This window comes from Curtobacterium sp. 9128 (assembly GCF_900086645.1).
Taxonomy (GTDB): Bacteria; Actinomycetota; Actinomycetes; order Actinomycetales; family Microbacteriaceae; genus Curtobacterium.
This window is the reverse complement of the sequence record NZ_LT576451.1, coordinates 1,354,292-1,379,868: the sequence shown is the minus strand read 5'-3', so window position 1 is coordinate 1,379,868 and position 25,577 is coordinate 1,354,292. Positions and strand designations below refer to the sequence as shown.

Sequence of the window (25,577 nt, the reverse complement as noted above, 5' to 3'; positions counted from 1 at the left end):
AAGCACCGCGCGGGGCCGTGCGGAACCGCCGCAGGACGATGTGCGGTGCGATCTGCGGTCTCCCGCAACCACGAGACGGACTGGAGGCACCGCGCACGTCGTGCGCAGTGCCTCCAGTCCGTCGTCGGTGGGGTCTAGTACCGGGGCTTGCGCGCCGGACGGTCGTCGCGATCGCGGCGGTCGTCACGGTCGTCCCGCGGTCCGCGGCGGTACCCGCCACCGCCGCCACGGCGGTCCGGCTTGATCTCGATGAGCCGGCCGCTGATGCGGGTGTCGCTGAGCTTGTCGATCACGTCGCCGGGCATGTCCGTCGGGAGCTCGACGATGGAGAAGTCCGGCTGGATGCGGATCGCACCGAAGTCGTCGCGGCGGAGGCCCCCCTCGTTTGCGAGCGCACCGACGATCTGGCGCGGCTCGACGCGGTGACGACGGCCGACCTCGATGCGGTACGGGGTCATCGGGACCGAGCGACGGCGACGGTCGCCGCCGTCCACCTCGCGCTCGCGGCCCTTGCGCTCGTCGCGACGCTGGTCGCGCTCGACCTGGCGGCGGAGGGCGTCCTCGGCCGGGTCGAGCAGCAGCGGGGTGTCCCCCTGCGCGACGACGGCGAGTGCTGCAGCGACGTCCTGCTCCGGCACGTCGTGGTGCTCGACGTAATGGGCGATGATGTCGCGGAACGCCTCGATGCGGTCGCGGGACTCGAGCGCCGCCGTGATGGCGTCGTCGAAGCGCGTCAGGCGGGTGACGTTGACGTCCTCGATGCTCGGGAGCGTCATCTCGGTCAGCGGCTGCCGCGTCGCCTTCTCGATCGCGGTGAGCAGGCGGCGCTCACGCGGCGTGACGAAGCTGATCGCGGCACCGCTGCGGCCGGCACGACCGGTGCGGCCGATGCGGTGCACGTAGGACTCGGTGTCGACGGGGATGTCGAAGTTCACCACGTGGGTGATGCGGTCGACGTCGAGGCCACGGGCGGCGACGTCCGTCGCGACGAGGATGTCGAGCTTGCCGGACTTCAGCTGGTTCACGGTGCGCTCGCGCTGCGCCTGCGCGACGTCACCGCTGATCGCGGCTGCGGCGTACCCGCGGGCACGGAGCTTCTCGGCGAGGTTCTCGGTCTCGCTCTTCGTGCGGACGAAGATGATGAGGCCCTCGAAGTCCTCGACCTCGAGGATGCGGGTCAGGGCGTCGACCTTCTGCGCGTACGACACGATGAGGTAGCGCTGCGTCGTGTTGGCGGACGTGGTCGTCTTCGCCTTGACGGTGATCTCGGCCGGGTCGTTGAGGTACTGCTTCGAGATGCGACGGATCTGCGCGGGCATGGTCGCGGAGAACAGTGCGACCTGCTTGGTGTCCGGGGTCTCGGCGAGGATCGTCTCGACGTCCTCGGCGAAGCCCATCTTGAGCATCTCGTCGGCCTCGTCGAGCACCAGGTACTTCAGCTCGGACAGGTCGAGCGTGCCCTTGGCGATGTGGTCCATGATGCGCCCGGGCGTGCCGACGACCACGTCGACGCCACGGCGGAGCGCGGAGAGCTGGACGCCGTAGGCCTGGCCGCCGTAGACGGGGAGGACGTGCACGCCGCGCATGTGCGACGCGTACTGCTCGAACGCCTCGCAGACCTGCAGGGCGAGCTCGCGCGTCGGGGACAGGACGAGTGCCTGCGGCAGCTTCGAGCCGGACTCCATGCGGGACAGGACGGGCAGCGCGAAGGCCGCGGTCTTGCCGGTGCCGGTCTGCGCGAGGCCGACGACGTCGCGCCCCTCGAGCAGCGTCGGGATGGTGGCTGCCTGGATCGCGGAGGGGGTCTCGTACCCGATCTCCTTGACGGCCTTGAGGACGTTGTCGCTGAGCCCCAGGTCGGCGAACGTCACCACGGGCCCCTCGTCGGTGGGTTCGGTGGTGCTGGTCGTCTCGGAGCTCATCCTGGTACGGTACCCGGTTCGCGGCTCCGGTATCGACCGGGATGACGGAGTCGAGGCCCGTGGCGGTGTCGCCACGAGCCTCCCGTCCGTCTCCGGTCAGCTCACCGGGCCGTACAGGCTGGTCTCGGCCTGGTCGAGTTCCAGCTCCGCCGTCTGCTGGATGAGGGCCAGCAGGTCGGCGTCGAGTCCCGGCGCGAACTCCTCGAGCCGCTCGTCGGCGATGAAGGACGGCACGCCCTTCGGCGCCTGCTCGTCCGCCACCAGGTCGGTGCCGTCGCCGGACGGCGACGCTCCGCGGAAGATCTTCGCCGCCTCTGACGCCCCGTCGAGGTCGAAGCTGTACTGCTTGCTCTGCAGGCCGAGGTCGACGAGTGTCTTGACCTCCGGGAACCGCTCGGCGTTCGTCTTCGGGATCGGCAGCAGGGAGTTCCACGCGACGCCGAGCGACTCGAGCGCCTTCGCGTAGGCGTTCTCGTGGGCCTGGTCGCGGACGATCAGGTAGGCGAGCGTGGCGCGGGCCGTCGGGTTGTCCGTCATCTCGTAGATGCGGCACTTCTGCAGGCGCCCCGTCGACTCGAGCATGAGGTTGTAGAGCAGGTCGAGCGGCAGGTTGCCCGAGTTGTAGACGTAGCTGCCGCTCCAGGGGTTGCCGGCGGCGTCCACCGGCAGTGCGCCCTGGGCGCCGACGAGGTAGTGGTGGATGTTCCCGGTGTCGAGGGCGATGTTCAGCGGCGTCGCGCCCTTCGCTCCCGGGGTGTCCAGCGGGTCGGTCAGCTTGCCCGAGTAGCCGGGTGCGCCGTCGAGCAGCCGGGAGATCGTCGTCCCGATGAGTTCGACGTGGCTGATCTCCTCGGTCCCGACCCCCTGGATGAGGTCGCGGAACGGCTTCGCGGCCGGGCCGCGGAAGTTCATCGCCTGGAAGAGGTACTGCATCATCGTGCGCATCTCGCCGAACTGGCCGCCGAGGCCCTCCTGCAGTGCGTTCGCGGCGGCGGGGTCCGGGTCTCCGGCGGGGATCTCGTTGATCCAGGTCTGAGCGTGGAAGTACATGGGTCCTCCTCGTGCACGACGTCGTCGCCGTGCAGCCCTCACGCTCCTCGCCGCGGTGTGCGGCGCTGGTCAGGATGAGCCAGCAGGCGCACTCTCGGTCTCGTGGGTCTCGTGCGCGGCTGCGGCGGCCAGGCGGTCGGCGCGTCGGAACTCGCCGTTCCGGGCGAGGGCGGCGGCGGCACCGGCCGCGATCGACATCGGGACGAAGAGGACGAACACCGGCAGGAGCGCGAGCGGGAGCGCGGCGAGGACCCCGGCGAGCGCCGACGTCGCGACGACGTGCAGCGTCCGGGACCGCACCGAGCGCATCGCTCGTCCGAGCAGCATCGTGAACGGCCACGCGACGACGGCTGCGAGCACGGCGGGCAACGACGACAGCGCGACGACCATGAGCATCCACAGCAGCACGTTGACGATCGCCAGCCACCATGGTTCTGGCTGCATCCCCCACCCCTCGATCGCACCGGGGAGGAACATCGCGAGCACGACGGTGGCGGGGAGGGTCACCCCGAGCAGCCACCCGAGCGCGCGGAGCACGAGCCACCAGCTGTCCGACCACGTGGGCGTCGACGGCCGCGGGCTCGCCGCCCCGGTCATGCCGCGCGTCCCGCGACGATGCCGACGATCTCGGTCACGGTGGCGCGGAACGGCCGGATCCGGAGCATCGGGAGCGCGAAGCGGAGCACGCGGAGCATGGCGTCCACGAGCCGGTGCGTCCGGGCCTGCGCCGCGGACGTGTCGTACGTCCAGAACAGCGCGAGCAGGAGGTACCCCATCCAGAGCGCCGAGGGGATGTCCTCGGTGAGGCGCCCTGGCAGCTGCTGCCTGGCGCCGCCGACGGCCTGCGTGAAGAGGTCGAGCACCAGGTCCCGCGCCTCGGACGACTCCGCCGCCAGCGGGTTGATCGGCGAGTTCGGTGCGACCGCCGCGGCGAGGAACTGCGGCGCGATGGCGTGGTACCCGGCGAGGTTCGTGAGCCCGGTGCGCAGGACGATGCCGATGCGTGCGGTCAGGTCGTCCGTCGTGTCGAGCAGCGGGAGCGCGGCCGCGCGGTGTTCGTGCTGCACGTCCACGTAGAGCTCCTGCACGAGGTGGTCCTTCGTCGGGAAGTGGTAGTACGCGTTGCCGACCGACAACCCGGCTTCGTCGGCGATCCCCCGCATCGTCGTGGCGTCGTAGCCCTTCTCGCGCAGCGACCGGATCGCGACCGCGCGGATGGCGGCGCGGGTCCGCTCGCGCTTGGGCGTCGGCTTGTCGTCATTTTCGAACACGTTCAAAAACTACACCTCGCGCCGCGTCCGTGGTAGACGTACAGGGCGACCACCGCCACGACGAAGGAGTCCCGGTGCCGGATCCCCAGCTCGACGACGCGACCGCGATGCGGCTCCGGGAGCGCGTGGACGAGGTGGTCCCCGGCTCCTCGGCCGCCGGCGTCGACTTCCTCCTGTCGGTCCTCCCCGAACGCCCCGAGTGGGCAGCGCGGCTCCGCGACGTCGCCGAGCGCGGGTCGGCGAGCGAGCACTGGGACTGGTTCGCCGAGCTCGTCGCGGGTGGGCACTGGGCGGACCCGGCGTCGTGGCCGGCGGTGGGCTGGCAACCGGAGCCCCTCGACGGCTGGCCCGTGCCCGTCCCCGTCCCGACGGACCGGCCGGTGACGGTGCACCCGTCCGAGCTGGCGCCTCGGTACGACGCCGTCGTCATCGGCTCGGGCGCCGGCGGTGGCGTCGCGGCATGCGGTCTGGCGGAGGCAGGTCGGCGCGTCCTCGTGGTCGAGGCGGGCGCGTGGCCGGACACCGCGACGCTCGCCCACGACCACCTGCGGAACCCCCGCTCCGACTGGGGTCTCGCGCCGCTGTCCGGCCCGACGGACCCGCTCGACCTCCGCGTCACGGACGACGGGCGCACCCACCTGCCGATCCGGCCCGCCGACCCCGGGTGGAACAACAACGCGTCCACCGCCGGCGGCGGCACCCGTGTCTACGGCGCACAGGCCTGGCGGTTCGCGCCGCTCGACTTCCGGATGGCGACGACGTACGGCGTCCCGGACGGCAGCGCGCTGGCGGACTGGCCGATCGACTACGACGACCTCGAGCCGTTCTACACGCGCGCTGAGTGGGAGCTCGGCGTCAGCGGCGGGCCCGATGACGGTCGCTGGTCCGGCCACCGCTCCCGGCCGCTCCCGATGCCGCCCGTGCGGTCGGGGCCGTCGCGCGAACGACTCGCAGCGGGCGCGACGGCCCTCGGTCTGGGGACGGTGCACGTCCCGCTCCTCGTGAACAGCACCCCGTGGCTCGGACGTCGGGCCTGCGCGAACTGCGGGATGTGCGTCGGGTTCGCCTGCCCCGTCGACGCGAAGAACGGCTCGCAGAACACGATGCTGCCCCGGGCGTTCGCGACCGGCCGGGCGCAGATCGTCCTCGACACCCGGGCGGCCCGGCTCCGCACCGACGCGGCGGGACGCGTCGTCGGCGTCACCCTCGTCGGCACGGTCGACGGGAACACGTGGCAGCAGGACGTCGACGCCGCCGAGGTCGTCGTCGCCGCCGGTGCGATCGAGTCCGCACGCCTGCTGCTGAACAGCCGGAGCGACCGGGAGCCGAACGGCATCGGCAACGGCAACGACCTGGTCGGGCGACACCTGCAGGGACACGTGTACGGCGGCGCGACCGGGGTGTTCGACGACGTCGTCGAGGACCTCGTCGGGCCGGGACCCTCGATCGCGACCACCGATCGGCGGCACGGCAACGACGGCATCGTCGGCGGCGGGATGATCGCGAACGAGTTCGTCGCCACCCCGTCGAACACCTACCGGTACCTCGTCGGCGCGGGGCTCCTGCCGCGGACCGGCCGGGCGTCGACGGACGGCATGCGACACCTCGTCCGCCGGACCATGCGGCTGATGGGCCCCGTCCAAGAGGTCACGTCAGCCGACTCCCGCGTCCGCGTGGACGACCGGATCGTCGACCGGCACGGGATCCCGGTCGCCCGGCTGAGTGGTTCCGTGCACGCCGAGGACCTCCGCGCCCGTGACGCGACGAGCGCGCTGGCCGCGTCGTGGCTCCGCGCGGCGGGGGCGCTGACGACCGTCGAGGTGGGCGGCACGCCGGTCGGGCCGTCCGGCGGGCAGCACCAGGCCGGCACGCTCCGCATGGGGTCCGACCCGACGAACTCGGTCGTCGACGACTTCGGACGCGTGTGGGGACACGACAACCTCCGCGTCGCGGACGGCTCCGTGCACGTGACGAACGGCGGCGTCAACCCGGTGCTCACGATCTTCGCCACCGCCATGCGGACCGTCGCGCACATGACGGGCGGCTGACGGCCCGCATCCCGGCCACGGGGCAGACGGGAGGCTCGTGGCCGTGTCCGCCACGAGCCTCCTGTCCGCCTGCTGGCTAGGGTGGGTCGATGGCGAGCGTCCGCGAGATCCAGGTCACCGTCGACTGCGCCGATCCGGCGGGCGTCGCGCGCTTCTGGGCCGACATGCGCGGGTACGTCGCCGACGAGGACTCCGCGAGCGATCCGCACGGTTCCGGACCGCGGCTGTACTTCCAGCAGGTGCCCGAGGGCAAGGTCGTGAAGAACCGCGTGCACCTCGACGTGCGGGTCGGCACCGGCCTGGTCGGCGAGGAACGGCTCGCGGTGCTCGAGGCCGAGGCGGCCCGCTTGGTCGAGCGAGGGGCGACGCGCGTGCGGCTACTGCCGGCCGACGACGAGAACGAGTCGTGCCTGGTGATGCAGGACATCGAGGGCAACGAGTTCTGCCTCGACTGATCGGGCGCCGAGTCTCGCGCTGAGCGACAGTTCTCGCGTGCTCGGTGCCGTGCTCTGTCGCTGGGCGCGAAACTCGCGCGGTCACCCGCGCGGAAAGGAGTCGGCGGAGCCTCGTCGGGTACGAGGTTCCGCCGACCCGGTCGCACCTCGTGTCGCCGTCGACACGGTGCGACCTGCCGTGGTGCGGTGGGGAGTGCGTCGCCCCGGTGTCACCACGGAGTCGACCGACCGAGAGCGGATCAGGGGCCCTCGGCGGCCGGTCCTGACGCACCGACGAGTGTCGGGGCAGGCAGAACTGGAACGGCGGCCGGGGTCTGGGGCAGCTGTGGAGATCAGGGTACGGCCCACGCGACGAATGGTCCAGAGGCAGCATCCGCCCGACGGGTATCGTCGGTCGGGTCTCACCGCCGAGTCCTGGAAGGACCCCTGCTCCATGACCGTCAGCTCCGAAGTCGAAACCGCCGCGCTCGACGACCTGTTGGGTGCCGACCAGGTGCTCCGGGACGACGACGCGCTCGCGCGCTACAGCCACGACGACGCCGAGTGGGCCGACTTCGTCCAGCCGCTGGCCGTCGTCCTCGCACGGAGCACCGACGACGTCGTGGTGGCCGTCCGCTGGGCGGCCTCCGCCGGCGTGCGGGTCGTCCCGCGCGGTGCCGGGACCGGGTTGTCCGGTGGGGCGAACGCGGTGGCGAACTGCATCGTCCTGTCACTGGAGCTGATGGACGCCGTCGTCGAGGTGAACGTCGACGAGCGGTACGCCGTCGTCCAGCCGGGGGTGATCAACGACGCACTCCGTGCCGCGGTGGCGACACACGGCCTCTGGTACCCGCCGGACCCCGCCAGCTCCGCGATCTCGACGATCGGTGGCAACGTCGCGACGAACGCGGGCGGCATCTGCTGCGTGAAGTACGGCGTGACGCGGGACTACGTCCTCGGCCTCACCGTCGTGCTCGCCGACGGGTCCGTCGTGGAGCTCGGCCGCAAGACCGCGAAGGGCGTCGCCGGCTACGACCTCGCCGGGCTGGTAGTGGGGTCCGAGGGCACGCTCGGCATCGTCACGTCGGTCACCGTGAAGCTCCTCCCCCTCGCCGGACGCGACGAACGGGCGGTCATCGGGTACTTCCCGTCGCTGACCGCAGCCGGGGACGCCGTCGCCGCGATCTCGCGCGCGGGGATCATCCCCGCGGCGCTCGAGATCGTCGATCGGACGTGCCTGCGCGCCGTGGACGAGTGGATGCAGCTCGGCCTGCCGTCCGACGTCGACACGCTGCTGCTCGCCCGTGTCGACGAACGGGGTGCCGCCGGCGACGAACTCGCGGACCAGGTCGCCGCCGTCTTCGCGGACGCGGGTGGCACCGACGTCGAACGTGCGACCGACCCTGAGGACATCGACCGGCTCTTCCAGGCGCGACGTCTCGCGTACCCGGCACTCGAGCGGCTCGGACCGGTGCTGACGGAGGACATCTGCGTCCCGCGGAGCGCGGTCCCCGAGATGCTCCGTCGGATCCAGGCGACCGCGGCGGCGAACGACGTCACCATCGCGAACATCGCACACGCCGGCGACGGCAACCTGCACCCGCTCATCATCGCTCCCGAGGGCGACGCCGCCGCGAAGGACCGCGCGAAGGCCGCCTTCGACGCGATCGTCGCGGACTGCCTGGCGCTCGGCGGCACCGTCACCGGCGAGCACGGCGTCGGACTCCTGAAGCTCCCCGGACTCCGCGAGGAGCTCGGCGATCGCGTCATCGCGATGCACCGCTCGGTCAAGGACGCCCTCGACCCAGCGGGCACGCTCAACCCCGGGAAGGCGTTCTGATGCCCGAGACGTTCACCACGACCGACGGCGCGACCCTGGCGTGCACGGACTCCGGCGCCGGTACGGACGGCCGGACCGTCGTCCTCGTCGCCGGGTACGCCATGCCCGCGACCGGGTGGGCGTTGCAAGCGGACGCCCTCGTCGCGGCCGGTCACCGCGTGATCGCGCTCGACCGCCGCTCGCACGGTGCCAGTCAGGACACGCTCTGGGGGCAGCGGGTCGCCCGGCACGGTGCCGACCTGCACGAACTCCTCGTCGCGCTCGACCTGCACGACGCGGTGCTCGTCGGCCAGTCGATGGGCGCGTCGACCATCTGGGCGACGGTCGACCTGTTCGGCACCGACCGGATCGCCGGCGTCCTGACGATCGACCAGACGCCGAAGCTCGTCAACACCGACGACTGGCCGCACGGCTTCTACGGGATGACGCCGGAGAACAGCGGGACCTTCTTCGACGACGGCATCCCGGACACCGGCCGCGGCGCCCGGGTCGACGCGGGCGGGGCCGGCATGATGCGGCTCGTCGAGCGGATCGGCGGGATGCCTGACTTCCGGATGCCGAACGCACCCGAGACCACCCGGCTGCTCCGTGACCACGGGCAGCAGGACTGGCGGGACGTGATCGAGCGGCTCGACGTCCCGTTCACGATGGTCGCCGGGCGGGACAGCCAGCTCTGGCCGTGCTCCCACGCCGAGGCTGCCGTCGGGACGAACCCGAACGGCCACGTCGTCGTCATCGAGGACGCCGGCCACGCCACGAACCTCGACCAGCCGGACGCCTTCAACGAGGCGCTGCTCGCGTTCCTGGCGGACGGGCCCGCGACCGGGCCCGCGAACGGGAACGAGACCAGGCCCGCGAACGGGAACGGGACCAGGCCCGCGAACGGGAACGGGACCAGGAACACAGCGGACGGCGAGTAGACCGGCCGCATGAGACACCCCGCGCCGATCACCCCGGGCCCCGGCCAGGAGTCCGTCTGGGACTACCCGCGACCACCCCGCGTCGAGCCGACCTCCGACCGGGTCGTCGTACGACTCGGCGGCGAGGTCATCGCCGACACGACGTCCGCCGTGCGGGTGCTCGAGACGAGCCACCCGCCGGTCTACTACCTGCCCGCGTCGGACTTCGCCCCCGGCGCACTGACCCGGACGACCGGCTCGAGCATGTGCGAGTTCAAGGGTCGGGCGGCTTACTTCGACGTGCACGGCGGGGACACGACCGTGCCCCGCGCCGGCTGGACCTACCCGACCCCCGAGCCGGGCTTCGGCGAGCTCCTCGACCGAGTCGCGATCTACCCGGCCGAGATGGACTCCTGCGAGGTCGCCGGCGAACGGGTGCAGGCGCAGGCCGGCGACTTCTACGGCGGCTGGATCACGTCCAGGGTCGTCGGGCCGTTCAAGGGCGAACCGGGCACCCTCGGCTGGTGACGCCGGGCGAACGCAGCCTCAGCCGATCCGCTCGTACCGCACGATCTCCGGCCGGAGCTTCAGCACGCGGATGAACGAGCGCAGCTGGTACGACCCGCCACCCACCGTGACCCGGTAGCGGTCGCCCCGCTCGACCTCGGCCGCGATGTCGTCCTGGTTCTCCCGTGTGACCCCGCGGAACAGGGTGAGCTCGCCGCAGTCCGGCGAGGAGAACCGCACGAACGGCGAGTGCGAGTACCGGCCGGTCGTGATGCCGACCGCCACCGCGTCGACCGCGCAGTCCAGCGTGACCGGGTGGGTGCGGTCGTAGACCGGCAGACCGAAGATGAAGACCGGCACGGACAGCAGCGGCACGAAGACCAGCAGGAGCGTGAGCCACCACCGCACCCACGCACGACGCGGGTGCTGACGCGCCCACTCCCGTCGGCGGTTCTCCAGCCCCGTCTTCGAGTACCCGTGTCGTCCGGCCACCGTCCCCCCTCGTGGTCACCGATATCCTCGCAGAGTGGGGGAACACCGATGACGCACGTGGGGCCACGCGCCAGGCGACGGCCGTTCGACCGCACCCGCCACGCCTGGACGTGGCTCAGGACGATGCCTCGGGACGACCGCAGGGGCCTCGCGCTCGTCGCCTGGTTCCTGCTGGCCGGGCTACTCATCCTCGCGAGCGGACTGATGGTCCTCTGCGGACTGTTCGCGACCCCCGGCAAGTACGTCGCGCTGCACCACGACACGCAGCTGCGCAACGAGGGCCGCACCGCCTCCGGCCTGGTCACCGACATCCGCGAGACGCGGCACGTCGGCGACCCGGACTGGACCGAGTACACGCCGACCGTCCGCACCCGCATCGGCGGCGCGACCGTGTCGACGCGGCTGGACGACGACTCCGCGGACCAGGCCGGCGTCTACCGGGTCGGGCAGCGCGTCCAGCTGATGATCGACCCGGCGCACCCCGACGAGCCCCGCGTCCGCAGCGACCGGATCCGCAACGCGCTCGTCGACGACGCCCGGACGTGGACGATCGTCCTCGTCGTCGGGACGGCGGTGTTCGTCCCGCTCCTGACGGCGGCGATCCGCTGGGTCCGTCGCGAGGACCGCCGGACCGAAGCCCGTCGCCTCGAGCGCGCGGCCGAGCGCATCGCAGAGCGCGAGCAGGAACGCGACCAGCAGCGGGGAACGTGAGCACGCGCCGGACGGGAGGCACGGTGCCGGCCCGCACCGAGCCTCCCGTCCGCGACGTGGCTGGCTATGCTCGCGACGTGACGGATGCGCGGACCACCAAGCGGGCGGCCATCCTGGCCGCGGCCTCGACGCTCTTCGTCGACCGGGGCTACGCGGGGACGTCGCTCCGCGACATCGGCCGCGCGGCCGACGCCGACGCGGCACTCGTGATCCACCACTTCGGCTCGAAGGACGGCCTGTTCCTGGCCGTCCTGGAGTCCGTCGGGCCGCAGCACCCGATCTCGGACGGCCCACTCGACTCGCTCGGCGAACGGTTCATCCGGTTCGTGCTCGACGCTGGGCCGCAGGTGCGCTCGACCTTCCTCGCGATGCTGCGCGCGGCGGACTCGGACAGCATCAACGAGGAACTCCGACGACAGCACGAGCTCGCCTTCGTCCGCCCGCTCCGTGCCCGGCTGACCGGAGCCGACGCCGACCTCCGTGCGTCGCTCGCCGCCGGACTCGTCGGCGGGCTGCTCTACGCGCTCTGGGTGGTCGGCGACGAGACGCTGCTCGCCGCCGACCACGACCAGGTCGTCGCGAAGTACGGCCGGCTCCTGCAGGAACTGATCGACCCCAGCTGATCGACCTCAGCTGATCGCCCCCTCGTGCGTCCCGACCGGGCTACTGCACGGACCAGCCGCCATCGGAGGCCAGGACCGCGCCGTTGATGTTCACGGCATCGTCGCTGAGCAGGAACGTGATCGACGCGGCCAGCTGCTCCGCCGTGGCGAGGGACGGGATCGCCGCCTGGAACGGGCCGAGGCGGGCTGCGCCGACCTCGGAGACGTGCGCGGGCATCGGGATGCCGGTGGCGACACCACCGGGGGCGACCGCGTTCACCCGGATGCCCTGTTGCGCGTACATGAACGCGGCACTCCTGGTCAGCCCGATCACGCCGTGCTTCGACACCGTGTAGGCGTTGCCGGACGCGTTCCCGCGGAGGCCGGCCTCGGAGGCGACGTTCACGATCGCACCCTTCCCGGCGGCGAGCATCACGGGCAGGACCGCCCGCGAGAGCTTGAACCCGCCGGTGAGGTTGATGCCGATGACCCGGTCCCACGTGGCGTCGGAGGTCTCGTGGAGGGGCGAGAAGTCGTCGTTGATGCCGGCGACGTTGGCGAGGGCGTCGATGCGGTCACCGGCGGCGGCGACGATCGCATCGATGTCATCCTGCTTCGTGATGTCCCCGGTGACGGTGACGACCTCGCCGCCGGCGGCCGACGCACCGCCGCCGAAGCCGGCTGCGAAGTCGGCGAGCCGCTCGGCGGAGACGTCGACGGCGACGACCCGACCGCCTTCACGGACGATCCGCGACGCGGTCGCCCGCCCGATCCCGGACGCGGCGCCGGTGACGACGACGGTCTTGCCCGCGAACCGGCCTGCGGTGACCTGCTCGGTCCAACCCGTGTCCTCGGTGGATTCGGGGATCTCGCCACCGTTGGCAGCCCGGACGAGGTCGTCGACGGCCGACTGGGGCAGCTGCCCGCCGGACATCACGACGAGCTGCTGCAACGCCATGCCACGGGCGGGCATCAGTGCCTCCGGGTCGAGGCCGGCCGGGGCGAGCAGGTCACGGAGCAGGGCTCCCCCGGTGGGGTCGTCGAGCCACGTGCCGACGGTGGAGGAGCCGGTGAGCGGTGCGGACATGTGCGTTTCCCTTCGTCACCACCACGGGTCCGGCCGTGCCGGTCGACGAGCGTCGTTGCTGGGTGGCACTCGCATTCAACACTGTTGAACGAGGGGTTCGGCAGTGGTGCGGCCGTGCAGTTCCTGAACGTTCCGTGCACCCGCCGGCGCAGCAGCGGGTGACATCGTTGCCACTACGATCGGGGCATGCCCACCGAGCAGACCCCTGCGAGCGTCGGCGGACCGCGTCGCCGACCCCGGCTGCAGGACATCGCCGAGGCCACCGGCGTGAGCATCAAGACCGTCTCCCGAGCGATCCGGGGCGACGGGCCGGTCCGGGAGGAGACCCGCGCCCGCATCCTCGCCGAGGCCGACCGACTCGGCTTCCAGCTCAACGACATCGCCGCTGGGCTCCGCCGCAAGAACCAGTCGATGGCCACGGTCGGCGTCACGCTCGGGGACGTCACGAACCCGTTCTTCGCGCCCATGCTCCGCGGCATCCACTCCGTGGCGACCCGGCACCAGCACCTCGTGCTCTCCGGCGACGCGCAGAACGACGCCGACCTGGAGCACCGGGTGATCCGGCAGTTCTTCGCGCACCGGGTCGCCGGCCTCATCGTCGCGCCGATCGGGGACGACCTGGCCTACCTGGCGGAGGAGGCCTCGTTCGGTGCCGCGATCGTCTTCGTCGACTCGCCGCCGCCCGGCCTCGACGGGCTGCTCGACGCCGTCACCACGACGAACGAGCAGTCCACGCGCGAGGGCATCGCGATGCTCGTCGCCCGCGGCCACCGGCGCATCGGGTTCCTCGGGCACCCACGAGCGGGCAGCGGCGCACTCGAACGGTGGAACGGCTACCGTGCCGCCCTCGCCGAGGCCGGTCTGCCGCTCGACATGGACATCGTCCGGGACGGCCTCGTCACCGACGCGGACGCGACGGCCGCCGCGGAGTCGATGCTCGTCGCCACCGACCCGCCGACCGCGGTCTTCACGGACAACAACCGCCTGTGCACCGGCCTGCTGCTCTCGACCGGGTACGCCGAGCGTCCGGTCGACGTGCTCAGCTTCGACGACTTCCCGCTCGCGCCGAAGTTCGGGGTGAGCGTCATCGACAGCGACCCGTACGAGGTGGGCAGGGTCGGCGCGGAGCTCCTGTTCGATCGGCTGGCGGACCGTGGACGGCCCGCGCAGCGGGCCGTGGTGCCGGCGCGGCTCGTGGTGCGCGAGCGCGCCTGATCCGGCGTCCTGAGCCGGGTGAGCCGGACGGGAGGCTCGTGGCGGGCCCGCACCGTGCCTCCCGTCCGCCGGATGGCCGGGTCAGTCCACCAGCCGCAACCACGCGTCGGCGAGCGCCGCGTGGCCGGCCGGCGTCGGGTGGACGCCGTCGGCGGCCCAGTACTCCGGTCCGGTCGTGGCCGCGAGGCCTGCGAAGAGCCCGTCGGCGGCGAGCAGGTGCGCACCGAACGTCCTGGCGAGCTCCCGGACGACCTGGATCTTCGGGTCCAGGTCCTCGCGCTGCACGCGCTGCGCGTCGTTCACGGGGAGCAGGAACGGCTCGATGAGGATCAGCTGCGTCCCGCGTTCGGCGAGCGGGGTGAGCAGACGGTGGATGCCGGCACGGAAGTCCTCCGCGGGGATCTCGTAGCCGTCCTCGGCGTAGTCCTTCCACCCGACGTCGTTCGCGCCGATGAGCAGTGAGACCAGATCGGGCTGCGTGTCGAGGACGTCGCGGTCCCACCGCGGTTCGAGGTCCATCACCTTGTTGCCGGAGATCCCGGAGTTGTGCCAGCCGACCTGCCGGTCCGGGTGGCGGAAGCCCCACTCGCCGGCGACCCGGAGCGGGTACCCCCACCCGAGCGGCTGCTCGATCTCGAGGTGCTGGCAGTCGGTGATCGAGTCGCCCGTGAACATCACGGTGTCCCCGGGTCGGAGGGTGATGGTCATGCGAGGTCCTCTCGTTCGGTCGGCGTGAAGGTTGCCACGCCGATGGTCGTGTCGCTCTGGCCGTAGTAGGCGAACCAGGTGCCGTGGTGGAACACCAGCCCCTCGACGAACGTGACGTCGTCGACGAGCCCGTGGCGCTCCTCCTCGCTCGACGGCGAGAGCCACGGCTCGGTCGCCTTCGCGACGACCCGCTCGGGCCGCCGCGGGTCGACGAGCACCTGTCCGCAGGCGTACGTGACGTCGTCGACGGCACGGACGATCGCGCTGTTGTGCATGAGCAGTACGTGCCCGGTCCGGGTCACCACCGGCTGCGGACCGGTCTCGACGAGGTCGCCCATGAAGGTGCCGGGCTCCGGTCGGAGGACGGGTTCGGCGACGACGTCCCAGTGCAGCAGGTCGGTCGAGGTGGCGAGGTGGATGTTCCCCTCGCCGAACCACATCAGGTACCGGCCGTCGACGGGTTCCGGCAGGATCACCCCGCCCTTGCTCCAGTCCGGCCCCGGGGTCTCCCGGACGCCGGCGAACGTGTTGACACCGGGCACGATCGGCCCGTGCTTGGTCCAGGTGCGCAGATCGGTGGACTCCGCGATGCAGAGCCGCGCAGTGTGCCGGTCCCACCCCGTGTAGGTGCACCAGTAGGTGCCGTCGATCCGGACGACCCTGGGGTCCTCGCAGCCGTACCACTCGTAGTCGTGCTCCGGCACCATCACCGGGTCGGGTTCGGTCTCGAAGGTGTACCCGTCGTCGCTCCAGGCGAGCCCGAGCGACGACACGATGTCGTCGGCGTGCGCCCGGTAGAGCAGGGCGATCCGGTCGTCGACGACGATCGCCGCCGGGTTGTAGACGTTCGTCGACTCCCACGGCTGCCGTCCTGGCCGGAGCACGGGGTTCTCGGCCGCGGGAACGAAGGGCCCGAACGGGTAGTCGATCGACGGGTAGTCGATCGACGGGTAGTCGATCGACGGGTAGTCGATCGGCGGGTGGTCCGCTGGTCCGCTGGTCATCCGATGAGCCTCCTGATCCCTTCGGCGGTGTCGGCGACGCCGCCGTCCACCGTTCCCCGACCCGACAGCATCGGGTTCCACTGCGTGGTGGTGATGTCGGTCGCATTCGTCGCCCATGGATCGAGGAACTGGGTGATGAACTTGTCCTTCGCGGCGAGCTCGTACTCCGCCGTGGCGGCGATGCTCATCGACGCCGGGTCACCGGCAGCGGTGAGCCCCTCGTAGTACCCCTTCGTGCCGGGCTCGTAGGCGATGGGCGCGACGGGGACGGCACGCATCGCGTCGTTGAAGCCGGTGGACTCCAGGTACGAGATCGCCTTCCACGTCCGTTCCGGGTGCTGGAGCGTGGACGGCGAGCAGATGCCGTTCGTCTCGATCGGCTGCACAGACCCGTCCGGCCCGGCCGGCCACGGCGCGTACCCCCAGTCGAACTTCGGCTTGTTCGGTGCGATGAACTGCTGCACGAACTGGCCGGCGAACATCAGCGGGACGGCGCCGTTCGAGAACGCCGCCGGCACGTTCGTCGGGTCGTAGTCGGGGTTCGTCATCTCCCCGGCGGCGATCGCGTCGGTGAACCGCTTCGCGCCCTCGCGGAACGTCGCATCGGTGGACACCGACGTCGCGTGCACGAGGTCGTCGACGAACGGCTTGCCGCCGTTCGCCACGGAGTACGCGGACACCCCCTGTGGACTGTCGAGGAGCGGCCACTGGTTCACGAGCGGCGTCGTCGACGGGTCAGCGGCCTTGAGCTTCGCCATCGCCGAGAACAGGTCGTCCCACGTCCAACCGGCCTTCGGGACGGGGATCCCGTCCTTCTCGAACGTGTCCGCGTTGTAGAAGAACCCGTAGGTGTTGGCGAGTGTCGGGATGCCGGCGATGCGCCCCTTCGGTGTCGTCCACGACGCGAGTGCCCCCGGGGAGAACGAGTCCGGGTCGAGGCCGTCCCCTGAACGGAGCTTGCTCGTCCAGTCGTAGAGCAGCCCCTCGTCGGCCAGGTTCTGCGCCTCGGCGGTCGTGCACCAGAAGAAGTCGGGTGCCTTCCGCGCGATCATCAGGCTGGCGAGCTTCTGGGCGTAGTCGGCGTTCGGGGAGTCACTCCGTTCCACACGGATGCCCGACGACTTCTCGAACTTCGCCATGGTCTTGTCGAACGCCGCGTTCGTCTGGATCGACTCCCACGTCATGTACGTCACGGCATCCGATCCGGATGCCGATCCCGGGGCGCTGCACCCGGTGAGGCCGAGCCCGACCATCGCGGCGGCCGCGATGGCCGCGATCCACTTCGCGCGCGGCGCGCTTCGTCGTTGTCTGGTCATTTCGAGATCGTCCCCAGCGAGCCGATGCCCTCCATGAAGTACCGCTGGGCCAGGAAGAACAGGGCCAGTGGCGGCAGCATGAACAGCAGGTTCGTCGCCATGTAGTAGTTGTACTGGGAGCCCGCGGTGTCACTGAGGAAGGACGCCATGCCGAGCGACAGCGTGAACTTCGACGACGTCGTCAGGTAGACGAGCGGGTTGAGGTAGTCGTTCCAGGCCAGCTGGAAGGACATGATCGCGACCGTGATCCAGACCGGCTTCGTGATCGGCAGCATGATCTTCGTGAAGATCGTCCAGTGCCCGGCGCCGTCGATGAGCGCCGACTCGTCGATGTACCGCGGGATGGACTGGTAGTACTGACGCGCGAGGAACACGAAGATCGGACTGCCGAAGAACGCCGGCAGGACCAGCGGGATCCACGTGTCGATGACCCCGAGCGAGATGTACAGGTGCTGCAGCGGGATGAGCCCGACGATCCCGGGGACGAACAGGCTGCCGGAGATGAGCGCGAACCACAGCTTCCGGCCGGGGAACTCGATCCGGGAGATCCCGTAGCCGACGATCATCGAGCTGGCGACGGCGCCGAACGTCGAGACCACCGTCACGATCACCGTGTTGAGGAGCAGCCGGTAGAAGTGGATCTGCGCCGGCCCGGCGACGAAGTTCCCGAAGTCGAACTCCTTCGGCAGGAACGTCGGCGGCAGCTGGTTGATGTCGCCGTTCGTCTTGAGCGCGATGCTGATCATCCAGACGAGCGGGACGAGCATCGTCACGCCGAGCAGCCCGCAGAGCACGTACCAGGCGATGCGCGACAGGAGCATCGGCACGCGCTGGTTGAGCGGGACCCGGCGGGTGGCCGGGATGTCCTCGACGCGCGTGGGCGTGGCCCTCGGTCGGTCCGTCACGGCGCTCATGCCTCACCACCGCCCGAGAACCGACCGCGGGTCACGCGGAGCATCACCAGGGTCACGATCATCACGATGACGAACAGGACCCACACCTCGGCGGTCGCGTAGCCGAGCTGCGGCGACGAGATGAAGTTGGCGAACCCGTCCGTGTAGATCTTGTACATGAAGAGGTTCGTCGACGTGCCCGGTCCGCCCTTCGTCAGGATCGCGACCTGGTTGAAGGTCTGGAACGCCGCGTTCAGCTGCAGGACGAGCTGGAGCAGCAGGATCGGGCCGATCATCGGGAGGGTGATCTTGAAGAACCGGCGGACGGCTCCGGCGCCGTCGACCTTCGCGGCCTCGATGAGCTCGACGGGGACGGCCTGCAGCCCGGCGAGGAAGATGATCATCGTCCCCCCGACGCCCCAGACGCCGACGATGAGGATCGACGCGAGCGCGACCTTCGAGTCGCCGAGCCACATGCTCGTCGGCAGGTGCAGCGCCCGGAGGACCTCGTTCGCGAGCCCGTACGTCGGGTCGTAGATGTACTTCCAGAGCGTCAGGACCGCGACGGCCGGCAGCACCACCGGCAGGTAGAACAGCGTGCGGAACAGCCGGACTCCGCGGAGCGAGCGGTTCACGACGACGGCGAGCCCGAGTCCGGCCGCGATGGTGACCGGCACGGAGATCACGACCCACAGCAGCGTGACCTCGATCGACGGCCAGAACTTGGTGTCCTGCGTGAACATCCGGACGTAGTTGTCGAGGCCCGTCCACTTCGCGGGGGTGAGCCCGTTCCAGTCCGTGAACGAGTGGTAGAGCGACGTCACCATCGGGTACGCGACGAACAGCACCAGGCCGATGATCGCGGGGAGGATGAACAGGTAGCCGACGACGGCGTCGTGCCGTCGTCGCCCCGATCTCCTCGTGGGCGTGCTGCGACGGCGGTCGACCGCGGTCGCGAGTGGGGCCGGTGGGGCCTCCACGGTGGTGTTGGTCATCCGTTCTCCTCCTCGAGTACGGCGATCCGGCGGATCCGGAGCGTGACGATCTGGAACGGGCGGAACTCGAGCGGGACCGCCCCGTCCACGGGGTGCAGGACCTCGAGCGGGCGTTCGAGGAGGTCGACGACCTCCACGCCGCCGGCGTCCAGGTCCCAGGCGATGCGTGCGCGGGAACGCGCGCCGAGCGACTCGTACAGTCGGACGACGAGGTCGCCCGACCGGTCCTCGGCGAGCTTCACGCTCTCGACGACGACGCCGTGCCGGGTGCTCGTCACGCCCGACGCGTCCTCGACGCGCACCAGCGGTGCGACCGGTCCCGTGCCGAACCGGCGGCGCGGCGGCAGGTTTAGCCGGTAGCCGGCGTCGACCGCGTCCGCCACGCTCGCGTCGCTCACGAGCCGGTACCCGAAGCGGTGGCGACCCTGGTCCGCTTCCGGGTCGGGGTAGCGCGGTGCGCGCAGCAGCGAGAGCCGCACCTCGGTCCCCGGCCGCGTGCCGTCCTCCCCGTCCCGGCGACGGACGTCGTGCCCGTAGGTCGAGTCGTTCGCGATCGCCACCCCGAACCCCGGCTCGCCGACGTGCACCCAGCGGTGGGCGGCGATCTCGAACTTCGCGGCGTCCCACGTGGTGTTCTGGTGCGTCGGACGCTGGACGTGGCCGAACTGGATCTCGGACGTCGACACGTCGGTTCGGACGTCCAGCGGGAACGCGACCTTGAGGAACCGCTCGGACTCGTGCCAGTCGACCTCGGTCACGAAGTCGATCTCGCCGCGACCTGGACGCAGCGTCATGCGCTGCACCGAGGACGACCGTCCGAAGCTCCGCTCCACCACGACCGTGGCGGAGCCGTCCTCCGTGCGCTCCACGCGCATCGCGTCGACGTCGTCCAGCACCCGCCCGGTGGCGAGGTAGTGCTCGTCCACGTCCCACGCGTCGAACGCGTTGGGCAGGTCCTGGTGCAGGACGAGGTCGCCGAGCCGGGCCCCGGCGGCGACCAGCTCGCGACCGCGAGCGACGTCGCGGACGCTCACCGCGCCTCCCGTCCGGTCGACGACGACGCGCAGCGCCCCGTTGTCGAGGACGGTGGACTCGCCGTCCTGCCGCACCTCGACGGCCTGGAGGCCCTGGTCGTCCCCGGCAGGCCCGGCACCGAGTGCAGGCACGCCGTCCACCGCCGCCGGTGCGGCGTTGAAGGTGACGGCACGGTCGCCGGCGCCGGCCAGGACGTCGAGCGCCGAGCCGATGATCGTTTCGAGTTCGTCGCGGACGGCCACGTACGCCTCCGCGGCCTGCCGGTGCACCCAGCCGATCGACGAGCCCGGCAGGATGTCGTGGAACTGGTGCAGCAGCACGGTCTTCCAGAGCCGGTCGAGGGCGTCGTCCGGGTACGGGACGCCGTGGCGGACCGTGGCGGTCGCGCTCCACAGCTCGGCCTCGCGGAGCAGGTGCTCGCTGCGCCGGTTGCCCTGCTTCATCGCGGCCTGGGACGTGTAGGTCCCACGGTGGCCCTCCAGGTACAGCTCCCCCACCCACGTCGGGGCGTTCGGGTACTCCCGCTCGGCCTCCTCGAAGAAGGACTCCGGGGTCGCGTGCTCCACCACCGGTGAGCCCTCGAGGTCCGCCTGTCTTCGCGCCCGCTCCAGCATCACGATCGTCGGCCCGCCGCCGCCGTCACCGTGCCCGAACGGCACCATCGAGGTGGTGGCGTCGCCGTGGTCGCGGAAGTTCGACGACGCGTGCTGCAACTCGTGCGGGGTGAGCTCGGACAGGTAGCTGTCGACCGGCGGCATGTGGCTGAAGAGCGTCGTGCCGTCGATCCCCTGCCACCGGAACGTGTGGTGCGGGAACTTGTCCGTCGGGTTCCCCCACGACAGCTTCTGCGTGAGGAACCAGCGGTACCCGGCGAGCGCGGCGATCTGCGGGAGTGCTGCGGTGTACCCGAACGAGTCCGGGAGCCACACCTCGCGCGGCTCGACCCCGAACTTCTCGGCGAAGTAGCGCTTGCCGTGCACCATCTGGCGCACGAGTGCCTCGCCGCCGGGCAGGTTCGTGTCGGACTCGACCCACATGCCGCCGGCGGGGATCCACTGGCCGCGGGCGACGGCCGCCGTGATCCGCGCGAACAGGTCGGGGTGCGTCTGCTCGATCCAGGCGTACTGCTGCGGCTGGGAACACGCGAACCGGAAGTCCGGGGAGCGGTCCATCAGATCGAGCACGTTCGAGAACGTCCTGGTGCACTTGCGGATCGTCTCCCGCGTCGGCCAGAGCCACGCGGAGTCGATGTGCGCGTGCCCGATCGCCGCGAGCCGGTGCGCGCTGGCGTCGGCGCGGCGGGCGAGCTCGGGCGCGAGCACCGCGCGGGCCGCGGCGGCGGTGCCGCGGACGTCGTCGAGGTCGAGCGCGTCGCACGCCAGGTCGATCGCGCGCAGGAGCTTCACGCGACGCGGCCGGTCGGCGGGGAGTTCCTCGGCCCAGCCGAGCAGGACCTCGAGGTCGACCTCGAGCGCCTGGGTCTCGGGGTCGAGCACCGCGAGGTCGGCACGGACGAGCTCGTAGAGCGGTGGGCCGTCCGGCGCGATCCCGTCGCCGAGGTGGGTCGGCCGGAACTGGGCAGCGGCGACGTCGGGGTTCGCCGCTGCCTCGACCCAGAGGTCGACGGTGGGGTCGTCCGCCGAGAGCGGCACCCACTGCGAGCGGGGGTGGATGCCCTTGACGATGCTGCCGTCGGGACGGTGGACCAGTCCCTCGCACTGGAAACCCGGGCCGGAGTCCGGCTCGAAGCCGATGTCGACGAGTGCCACCAGGGTGGGTCCCGTGGAACCGAGCCGGGCCCGGTCGCGATCGGCCGCGGCGATCACGCCCCGCCAGCTGTCCGGGACCGCGCCGGTCAGGTGCAGCCAGCTCGTCGTCCATGCCGGTCCCCACGGGTCGCCGACGGCGGCCGGGCGGAACTCGTCGACCGGCGCCGTCGCGTCCGCGAACGACTCGGGTTCGCCGGCGAGGTGGCGGACGGCGATCGTGAGCGGGGCCGTCACCGCCTCGGTGGCGGGACGGATGCGCTCGCGGAGGACACGGGCTGCGCGGTCGATGATGCGCTGTGGATCGGTGTGCACGGGAGCAGTGTGTCAACGTTGACTGTCGGTGTCAACGTTGTCACTATGACTTCATGGACATCCACCTCGCCTCGACGACGCGGCCCTGGCTCGGCTCGCTGTACGACACCGCCGTCTGGACACTCGACCGGAACACCGTCGCGGACGACCGCGGGACGTACGTCCGCGCAGGGGACGGCTACGTCGACCCGTGGACCCGCGACGCCGCCCTGAACAGCTGGGGCGCCGCATCGATCCTGCGCCCCGACGCCGCGCGGTCGACCCTGCTGCGGGTCTGCGAGACGCTGCCGGACGGTCGCCGAGTGATCGCGCAGGACGAGCAGTGGTGGGACCAGGTCGTGTGGGTGCTGGCCGCGCGCGACCTCGCCGTGACGACCGGTGACGCCGACCTGCTGCGCACGGTCCTCGACGTCGGTCGTGCCTCGCTCGCGATCCTCGACCGCGAGCGGTTCCGGCCCCGCTGGGGGCTGTACGCGGGTCCTGCACTCATGCAGGACGGCATCTCCGGGCTCCCGACACCGCCCGCCACCACCGACGAGCCGACCTCCTTCGTGCTCGACTACCCGGACGCGCACGAGGTCATGACCCTGTCGACGAACGTGCTCTACGTCGCGGCGCACCGGTGCCTGGCCGCGACCGCCCGGGACCTCGGGGAAGACGCGGGCGACCTCGACGAGCGCGCCGACCGCATCGTCCACGCCATCCGTGAGCACCTCGGCGACGGCGACACCTTCGGGTACCTCGTCCACGGCACCGGACCGACCGCCGGAACGCTCGAGCACCACCGCGAAGCCGCGGGACTCGCGCTCGCGACGGTGTTCGACGTCGCGCCGGAACACACACGAGCCGCGGTACTCGCCTCGATCGGCCATGGTCCTGCTGGGGCGGTCAACGTCACCCCGCACTTCGCGGACCGGTACTCCGACGACCACCCGGGTCGGCACAACGCGATCTGTTGGCCGATGGTGATGGGACTGACGGGCCTCGCCGCGGCCACGGTCCGCGACACCGCCGGTGTCGACCAGACCTTCGAGGACCTCCGTGCGCTCGTCGCCCGGAGTGACGGCCGCTTCGACGAGGTCCACGACGCTGTGACCGGAGCGCCGTCCGGCGGCTGGCAATGCGGGTTCCACTGGGACAGCGAGCCCAACCAGACCTGGTCGGCGACCTCGTTCCTCCGTCTCGTCCACCTCGGGGCCCTGGGACTCCGTACCGGTCTCGACGCGTTGCGGTTCGACCCGCTGCGACCGGCCGCCGGGGAGGTCGTCACCGCGTCCGGCGTCCGGTTCCGGGGCGCGACGATCGACCTCACCATCGAGGCGGCGGACCGGGGCGCCCTGTCGATCGACGGCATCGACGTCGACCCGGCGAACGGCGTACCCGGCGACACCACCGGTCACCACGTCGTGCACGTCGCGGTCGCCGCGTGAGCACCTGGATCTGGGACGCGTTCCACCGGCAGACGCCGAACCAGCTCCTGCTGCTCCGCCGGATCGTCACGTGCGACGACGCCCTGGTCGCCGGTGAGCTGCACGTGGCGGCACGGGGCTCGTTCCGGGTGTGGGTCGACGGTGCGTTCGTCGCGCACCACGACGTCCAGAGCAGCAGTCCCGGCGACGACGCCGTCCGTGTGGACCTCGCGCCGGCGCTGACGGGCCGGCGGCAGGTCGAGGTCGTGGTCGGGGTCCACCTGCTCGGCATCGGCACGCACCACGAGCCGCGCGCGCTGGGCGGCCTGTGGGCGGAGGGACGCCTCACCGACGCGTCCGGCGCCACCCACCCCATCGACACCGACGCCGACTGGCAGACCGCTGTCCCGCGGGGATGGCGTCAGGGCACCCAGCAGGCGGCCTGGTCGACCGGGTTCACCGAGTGGTCCGACCGCACCCTCGACGACGAGCACCTCGGCTGGGCCGGCGCCGTGCCCTACCCCGACGACCAGTGCCCGCGGCCGTACGACCGGCCGGTGCACGAGCACCCGGTCGACCTCGAGCCGCACCGACAGCACGTCGGGCACGTCCCGACCGCGGCGTGGGCCGGACTGGCACTCGACACGCCGGACCGCGCCGCGGCACTCGTCGCCGCGGGCAGGATCCGACTCCCGGGTCCGCCCACGGACGGCGCCGCGGGCTTCGTGCAGTACCGGCTCCCCCACCAGCTGGTCGGGTTCCTCACCCTGACGGTCGACGCACCGACCACCACCGTGCTGGACGTCGTGATGGGCGAGGCGACCGATGCCTTCGGCTGGCCGACCGCCACACGGCAGGGCATCGCCGCGGTCGACACCGTCGTGGTCCCCGCCGGTCGGACCGTGCATCGGTTCTGGCACCGCCGGTCGTTCCGGGAACTCGCCGTCGTCGTCCGGTCCGCCGCCGTCACGGTGACCGCGGAGTTCGCGTCCGTCACCGCCGACCGCCCGGACCCGGTCTTCGTCGCGGAGGAGGATCGGTACGCACGCATGCACGCCGTCAGCACGGCGACGGTCCGCGTCGGCCGGCAGGACCTGTACGAGGACTGCCCGCTCCGAGAGGGTGGGCACTACGTCGCGGATGCCCGACTGCAGGCACTGTTCGACCTCACCACGACCGGGGTCGCGGACACCTCGCGACGGTCGCTCCGGCAGTTCGCGGGCACGCAGGACCCCGACGGCATGATCCCGGCACTCTCGCCGAGCGGCACCCACCACCGCATCCCGGACTTCTCGCTGCAGTGGGTGTGCCACCTGGACGAGCACGTCCGGCTCACGGGCGACGACGCTCTGCTCGCCGAGCTCGAGCCCGCCCTCGACCGGACGACGGACTGGGCGGACGGACGGTGGCGCAACGGCCGGTTCGACACCGACGAACCCGGCTGGTGGTCGTTCATCGACTGGTGGGACTTCACGGCCCAGGCACGCAGCGCGGCGATGGACGCGCAGTACGCCGCGGCGCTCCGGTCGGCGTGCGCACTGGCCGACCGCGCGGGTCGTCCCCAGCGGGCGGCGCAGCACCGAGCGCGGCTCGAGGAGGTCCTCCGGAGCCTGACCGGGCGACTCCACCACCCGCACGCGGCGGCGATCCTCGCATGCGCACTCGACACCGCTGACGCCCGTCGGCTCGTCGACACCACCGTGTTCGAGGGGTTCGTCCCCGAGACCGGGTACTTCGCGTTCGCGCTCTGCCGCGCGCTCGTCGTGCTCGGCGCGCCGACGGCAGCACGACACCGCCTCGACGAGCACTGGGGCCGCATGCTCGACGCCGGCGCCGGCACGTGGTGGGAACGGTGGTCACCCGACGCCGGAGACGACGACCAGAGCCTGTGCCACCCGTGGTCCGCCGGTCCGGTCCTGCTCCTTCCCATGCTGGCGTGCGGCGTGGACCCGCTCGCCCGCAGCGAGGCGGACGCCCGCTTCGCACCCGTCCTGCACGGGGTGCACGCCGCGCTGCACACGCCGTGGGGTGTCGTCACGACGTGAGTCGCGGGCCACG

The 25,577-nt window shown here is 71.5% G+C and carries 22 protein-coding genes; 10 read left to right on the top strand and 12 right to left on the bottom strand.

What is annotated here, in order from left to right; genetic code table 11:
- Positions 1 to 134 precede the first annotated feature (134 nt).
- The 4 genes from QK288_RS06770 to QK288_RS06755 form a co-directional block, all read right to left on the bottom strand.
- Positions 135 to 1,922, bottom strand: a complete 1,788-nt coding sequence (locus QK288_RS06770; protein WP_281267044.1) for a DEAD/DEAH box helicase — start codon at positions 1,920 to 1,922, stop codon at positions 135 to 137.
- Between the two features lie 96 nt (positions 1,923 to 2,018).
- Positions 2,019 to 2,972: a manganese catalase family protein gene (locus tag QK288_RS06765; RefSeq protein ID WP_281267043.1), complete on the bottom strand. Its 954-nt coding sequence runs from the start codon at positions 2,970 to 2,972 to the stop codon at positions 2,019 to 2,021.
- Between the two features lie 69 nt (positions 2,973 to 3,041).
- Positions 3,042 to 3,569, bottom strand: a complete 528-nt coding sequence (locus QK288_RS06760) for a hypothetical protein (protein WP_281267042.1) — start codon at positions 3,567 to 3,569, stop codon at positions 3,042 to 3,044.
- Entirely contained in the window at positions 3,566 to 4,243 is a 678-nt protein-coding gene (locus QK288_RS06755; RefSeq protein WP_281267041.1) for a TetR/AcrR family transcriptional regulator, read from the bottom strand. The genes QK288_RS06760 and QK288_RS06755 overlap by 4 nt, the downstream gene beginning before the upstream one ends.
- 74 nt (positions 4,244 to 4,317) lie before the next feature.
- Here QK288_RS06755 and QK288_RS06750 point away from each other — a divergent pair, with 74 nt between their 5' ends.
- The 5 genes from QK288_RS06750 (at position 4,318) to QK288_RS06730 (ending at position 9,992) form a co-directional block, all read left to right on the top strand.
- Complete coding sequence (locus QK288_RS06750) at positions 4,318 to 6,291, top strand: GMC family oxidoreductase (protein ID WP_281267040.1); 1,974 nt, start codon at positions 4,318 to 4,320, stop codon at positions 6,289 to 6,291.
- Positions 6,292 to 6,380: 89 nt separating this feature from the next.
- Positions 6,381 to 6,746 carry a VOC family protein gene (locus QK288_RS06745; protein WP_281267039.1) on the top strand — a complete coding sequence of 122 codons (366 nt, stop codon included), beginning with the start codon at positions 6,381 to 6,383 and terminating at the stop codon, positions 6,744 to 6,746.
- Positions 6,747 to 7,179: 433 nt separating this feature from the next.
- A complete protein-coding gene (locus QK288_RS06740) occupies positions 7,180 to 8,565 on the top strand; it encodes an FAD-linked oxidase C-terminal domain-containing protein (RefSeq protein ID WP_281267038.1) in 1,386 nt (461 codons plus the stop codon).
- A complete protein-coding gene (locus QK288_RS06735; RefSeq protein WP_281267037.1) occupies positions 8,565 to 9,485 on the top strand; it encodes an alpha/beta hydrolase in 921 nt (306 codons plus the stop codon). The genes QK288_RS06740 and QK288_RS06735 overlap by 1 nt, the downstream gene beginning before the upstream one ends.
- A 9-nt stretch (positions 9,486 to 9,494) precedes the next feature.
- A complete protein-coding gene (locus QK288_RS06730; protein WP_281267036.1) occupies positions 9,495 to 9,992 on the top strand; it encodes a DUF427 domain-containing protein in 498 nt (165 codons plus the stop codon).
- Between the two features lie 18 nt (positions 9,993 to 10,010).
- On the opposite strand, the gene QK288_RS06725 is transcribed toward QK288_RS06730, so the two are convergent.
- Positions 10,011 to 10,463 (bottom strand): hypothetical protein, encoded by a 453-nt coding sequence (locus QK288_RS06725; protein WP_281267035.1) that lies wholly within the window; start codon positions 10,461 to 10,463, stop codon positions 10,011 to 10,013.
- Between the two features lie 48 nt (positions 10,464 to 10,511).
- On the opposite strand from QK288_RS06725, the gene QK288_RS06720 reads away from it, so the two are divergent.
- Together QK288_RS06720 and QK288_RS06715 are read left to right on the top strand one after the other, a co-directional pair.
- The gene (locus QK288_RS06720) at positions 10,512 to 11,174 is read left to right on the top strand and encodes a DUF3592 domain-containing protein (protein WP_281267034.1); all 663 of its coding nucleotides are present in this window, start codon (positions 10,512 to 10,514) and stop codon (positions 11,172 to 11,174) included.
- Between the two features lie 77 nt (positions 11,175 to 11,251).
- Positions 11,252 to 11,797, top strand: coding sequence for a TetR family transcriptional regulator (locus QK288_RS06715; RefSeq protein WP_281267033.1), 546 nt, complete (start codon positions 11,252 to 11,254; stop codon positions 11,795 to 11,797).
- A 40-nt stretch (positions 11,798 to 11,837) separates the two neighbouring features.
- On the opposite strand, the gene QK288_RS06710 is transcribed toward QK288_RS06715, so the two are convergent.
- Entirely contained in the window at positions 11,838 to 12,863 is a 1,026-nt protein-coding gene (locus tag QK288_RS06710) for an SDR family oxidoreductase (RefSeq protein ID WP_281267032.1), read from the bottom strand.
- A gap of 186 nt (positions 12,864 to 13,049) precedes the next feature.
- Here QK288_RS06710 and QK288_RS06705 point away from each other — a divergent pair, with 186 nt between their 5' ends.
- Positions 13,050 to 14,078, top strand: a complete 1,029-nt coding sequence (locus tag QK288_RS06705; RefSeq protein ID WP_281267031.1) for a LacI family DNA-binding transcriptional regulator — start codon at positions 13,050 to 13,052, stop codon at positions 14,076 to 14,078.
- Positions 14,079 to 14,159: 81 nt separating this feature from the next.
- On the opposite strand, the gene QK288_RS06700 is transcribed toward QK288_RS06705, so the two are convergent.
- From QK288_RS06700 to QK288_RS06675, 6 genes are read right to left on the bottom strand one after another with little or no spacing between them, the layout of a single operon-like run.
- Positions 14,160 to 14,786 carry an SGNH/GDSL hydrolase family protein gene (locus QK288_RS06700; RefSeq protein ID WP_281267030.1) on the bottom strand — a complete coding sequence of 209 codons (627 nt, stop codon included), beginning with the start codon at positions 14,784 to 14,786 and terminating at the stop codon, positions 14,160 to 14,162.
- Entirely contained in the window at positions 14,783 to 15,790 is a 1,008-nt protein-coding gene (locus tag QK288_RS06695) for a glycoside hydrolase family 130 protein (RefSeq protein WP_281267029.1), read from the bottom strand. The genes QK288_RS06700 and QK288_RS06695 overlap by 4 nt, the downstream gene beginning before the upstream one ends.
- Positions 15,787 to 17,106 carry an extracellular solute-binding protein gene (locus tag QK288_RS06690; RefSeq protein WP_281267028.1) on the bottom strand — a complete coding sequence of 440 codons (1,320 nt, stop codon included), beginning with the start codon at positions 17,104 to 17,106 and terminating at the stop codon, positions 15,787 to 15,789. Before QK288_RS06690 ends, QK288_RS06695 begins: the two co-directional genes overlap by 4 nt.
- The gene (locus tag QK288_RS06685) at positions 17,103 to 18,020 is read right to left on the bottom strand and encodes a carbohydrate ABC transporter permease (protein WP_281267027.1); all 918 of its coding nucleotides are present in this window, start codon (positions 18,018 to 18,020) and stop codon (positions 17,103 to 17,105) included. The genes QK288_RS06690 and QK288_RS06685 overlap by 4 nt, the downstream gene beginning before the upstream one ends.
- A complete protein-coding gene (locus QK288_RS06680; protein WP_281267026.1) occupies positions 18,017 to 18,994 on the bottom strand; it encodes a sugar ABC transporter permease in 978 nt (325 codons plus the stop codon). The genes QK288_RS06685 and QK288_RS06680 overlap by 4 nt, the downstream gene beginning before the upstream one ends.
- Positions 18,991 to 22,110, bottom strand: a complete 3,120-nt coding sequence (locus tag QK288_RS06675) for a glycoside hydrolase family 38 C-terminal domain-containing protein (RefSeq protein ID WP_281267025.1) — start codon at positions 22,108 to 22,110, stop codon at positions 18,991 to 18,993. Before QK288_RS06675 ends, QK288_RS06680 begins: the two co-directional genes overlap by 4 nt.
- A 53-nt stretch (positions 22,111 to 22,163) precedes the next feature.
- On the opposite strand from QK288_RS06675, the gene QK288_RS06670 reads away from it, so the two are divergent.
- Together QK288_RS06670 and QK288_RS06665 are read left to right on the top strand one after the other, a co-directional pair.
- Positions 22,164 to 23,540: a hypothetical protein gene (locus tag QK288_RS06670; protein ID WP_281267024.1), complete on the top strand. Its 1,377-nt coding sequence runs from the start codon at positions 22,164 to 22,166 to the stop codon at positions 23,538 to 23,540.
- Positions 23,537 to 25,564, top strand: a complete 2,028-nt coding sequence (locus tag QK288_RS06665) for a hypothetical protein (RefSeq protein WP_281267023.1) — start codon at positions 23,537 to 23,539, stop codon at positions 25,562 to 25,564. Before QK288_RS06670 ends, QK288_RS06665 begins: the two co-directional genes overlap by 4 nt.
- The last annotated feature ends 13 nt before the right edge of the window (positions 25,565 to 25,577 follow it).

Coding starts and splice junctions, on each gene's coding strand:
- QK288_RS06730 (WP_281267036.1), top strand. CDS start 9,495: ATGAGACACCCCGCGCCGATCACCCCGGGCCCCGGCCAGGAGTCCGTC.
- QK288_RS06740 (WP_281267038.1), top strand. CDS start 7,180: ATGACCGTCAGCTCCGAAGTCGAAACCGCCGCGCTCGACGACCTGTTG.
- QK288_RS06760 (WP_281267042.1), bottom strand. CDS start 3,569: ATGACCGGGGCGGCGAGCCCGCGGCCGTCGACGCCCACGTGGTCGGAC.
- QK288_RS06700 (WP_281267030.1), bottom strand. CDS start 14,786: ATGACCATCACCCTCCGACCCGGGGACACCGTGATGTTCACGGGCGAC.
- QK288_RS06770 (WP_281267044.1), bottom strand. CDS start 1,922: ATGAGCTCCGAGACGACCAGCACCACCGAACCCACCGACGAGGGGCCC.
- QK288_RS06735 (WP_281267037.1), top strand. CDS start 8,565: ATGCCCGAGACGTTCACCACGACCGACGGCGCGACCCTGGCGTGCACG.
- QK288_RS06720 (WP_281267034.1), top strand. CDS start 10,512: ATGACGCACGTGGGGCCACGCGCCAGGCGACGGCCGTTCGACCGCACC.
- QK288_RS06710 (WP_281267032.1), bottom strand. CDS start 12,863: ATGTCCGCACCGCTCACCGGCTCCTCCACCGTCGGCACGTGGCTCGAC.
- QK288_RS06765 (WP_281267043.1), bottom strand. CDS start 2,972: ATGTACTTCCACGCTCAGACCTGGATCAACGAGATCCCCGCCGGAGAC.
- QK288_RS06695 (WP_281267029.1), bottom strand. CDS start 15,790: ATGACCAGCGGACCAGCGGACCACCCGCCGATCGACTACCCGTCGATC.
- QK288_RS06685 (WP_281267027.1), bottom strand. CDS start 18,020: ATGAGCGCCGTGACGGACCGACCGAGGGCCACGCCCACGCGCGTCGAG.
- QK288_RS06745 (WP_281267039.1), top strand. CDS start 6,381: ATGGCGAGCGTCCGCGAGATCCAGGTCACCGTCGACTGCGCCGATCCG.
- QK288_RS06680 (WP_281267026.1), bottom strand. CDS start 18,994: ATGACCAACACCACCGTGGAGGCCCCACCGGCCCCACTCGCGACCGCG.
- QK288_RS06690 (WP_281267028.1), bottom strand. CDS start 17,106: ATGACCAGACAACGACGAAGCGCGCCGCGCGCGAAGTGGATCGCGGCC.
- QK288_RS06705 (WP_281267031.1), top strand. CDS start 13,050: ATGCCCACCGAGCAGACCCCTGCGAGCGTCGGCGGACCGCGTCGCCGA.
- QK288_RS06670 (WP_281267024.1), top strand. CDS start 22,164: ATGGACATCCACCTCGCCTCGACGACGCGGCCCTGGCTCGGCTCGCTG.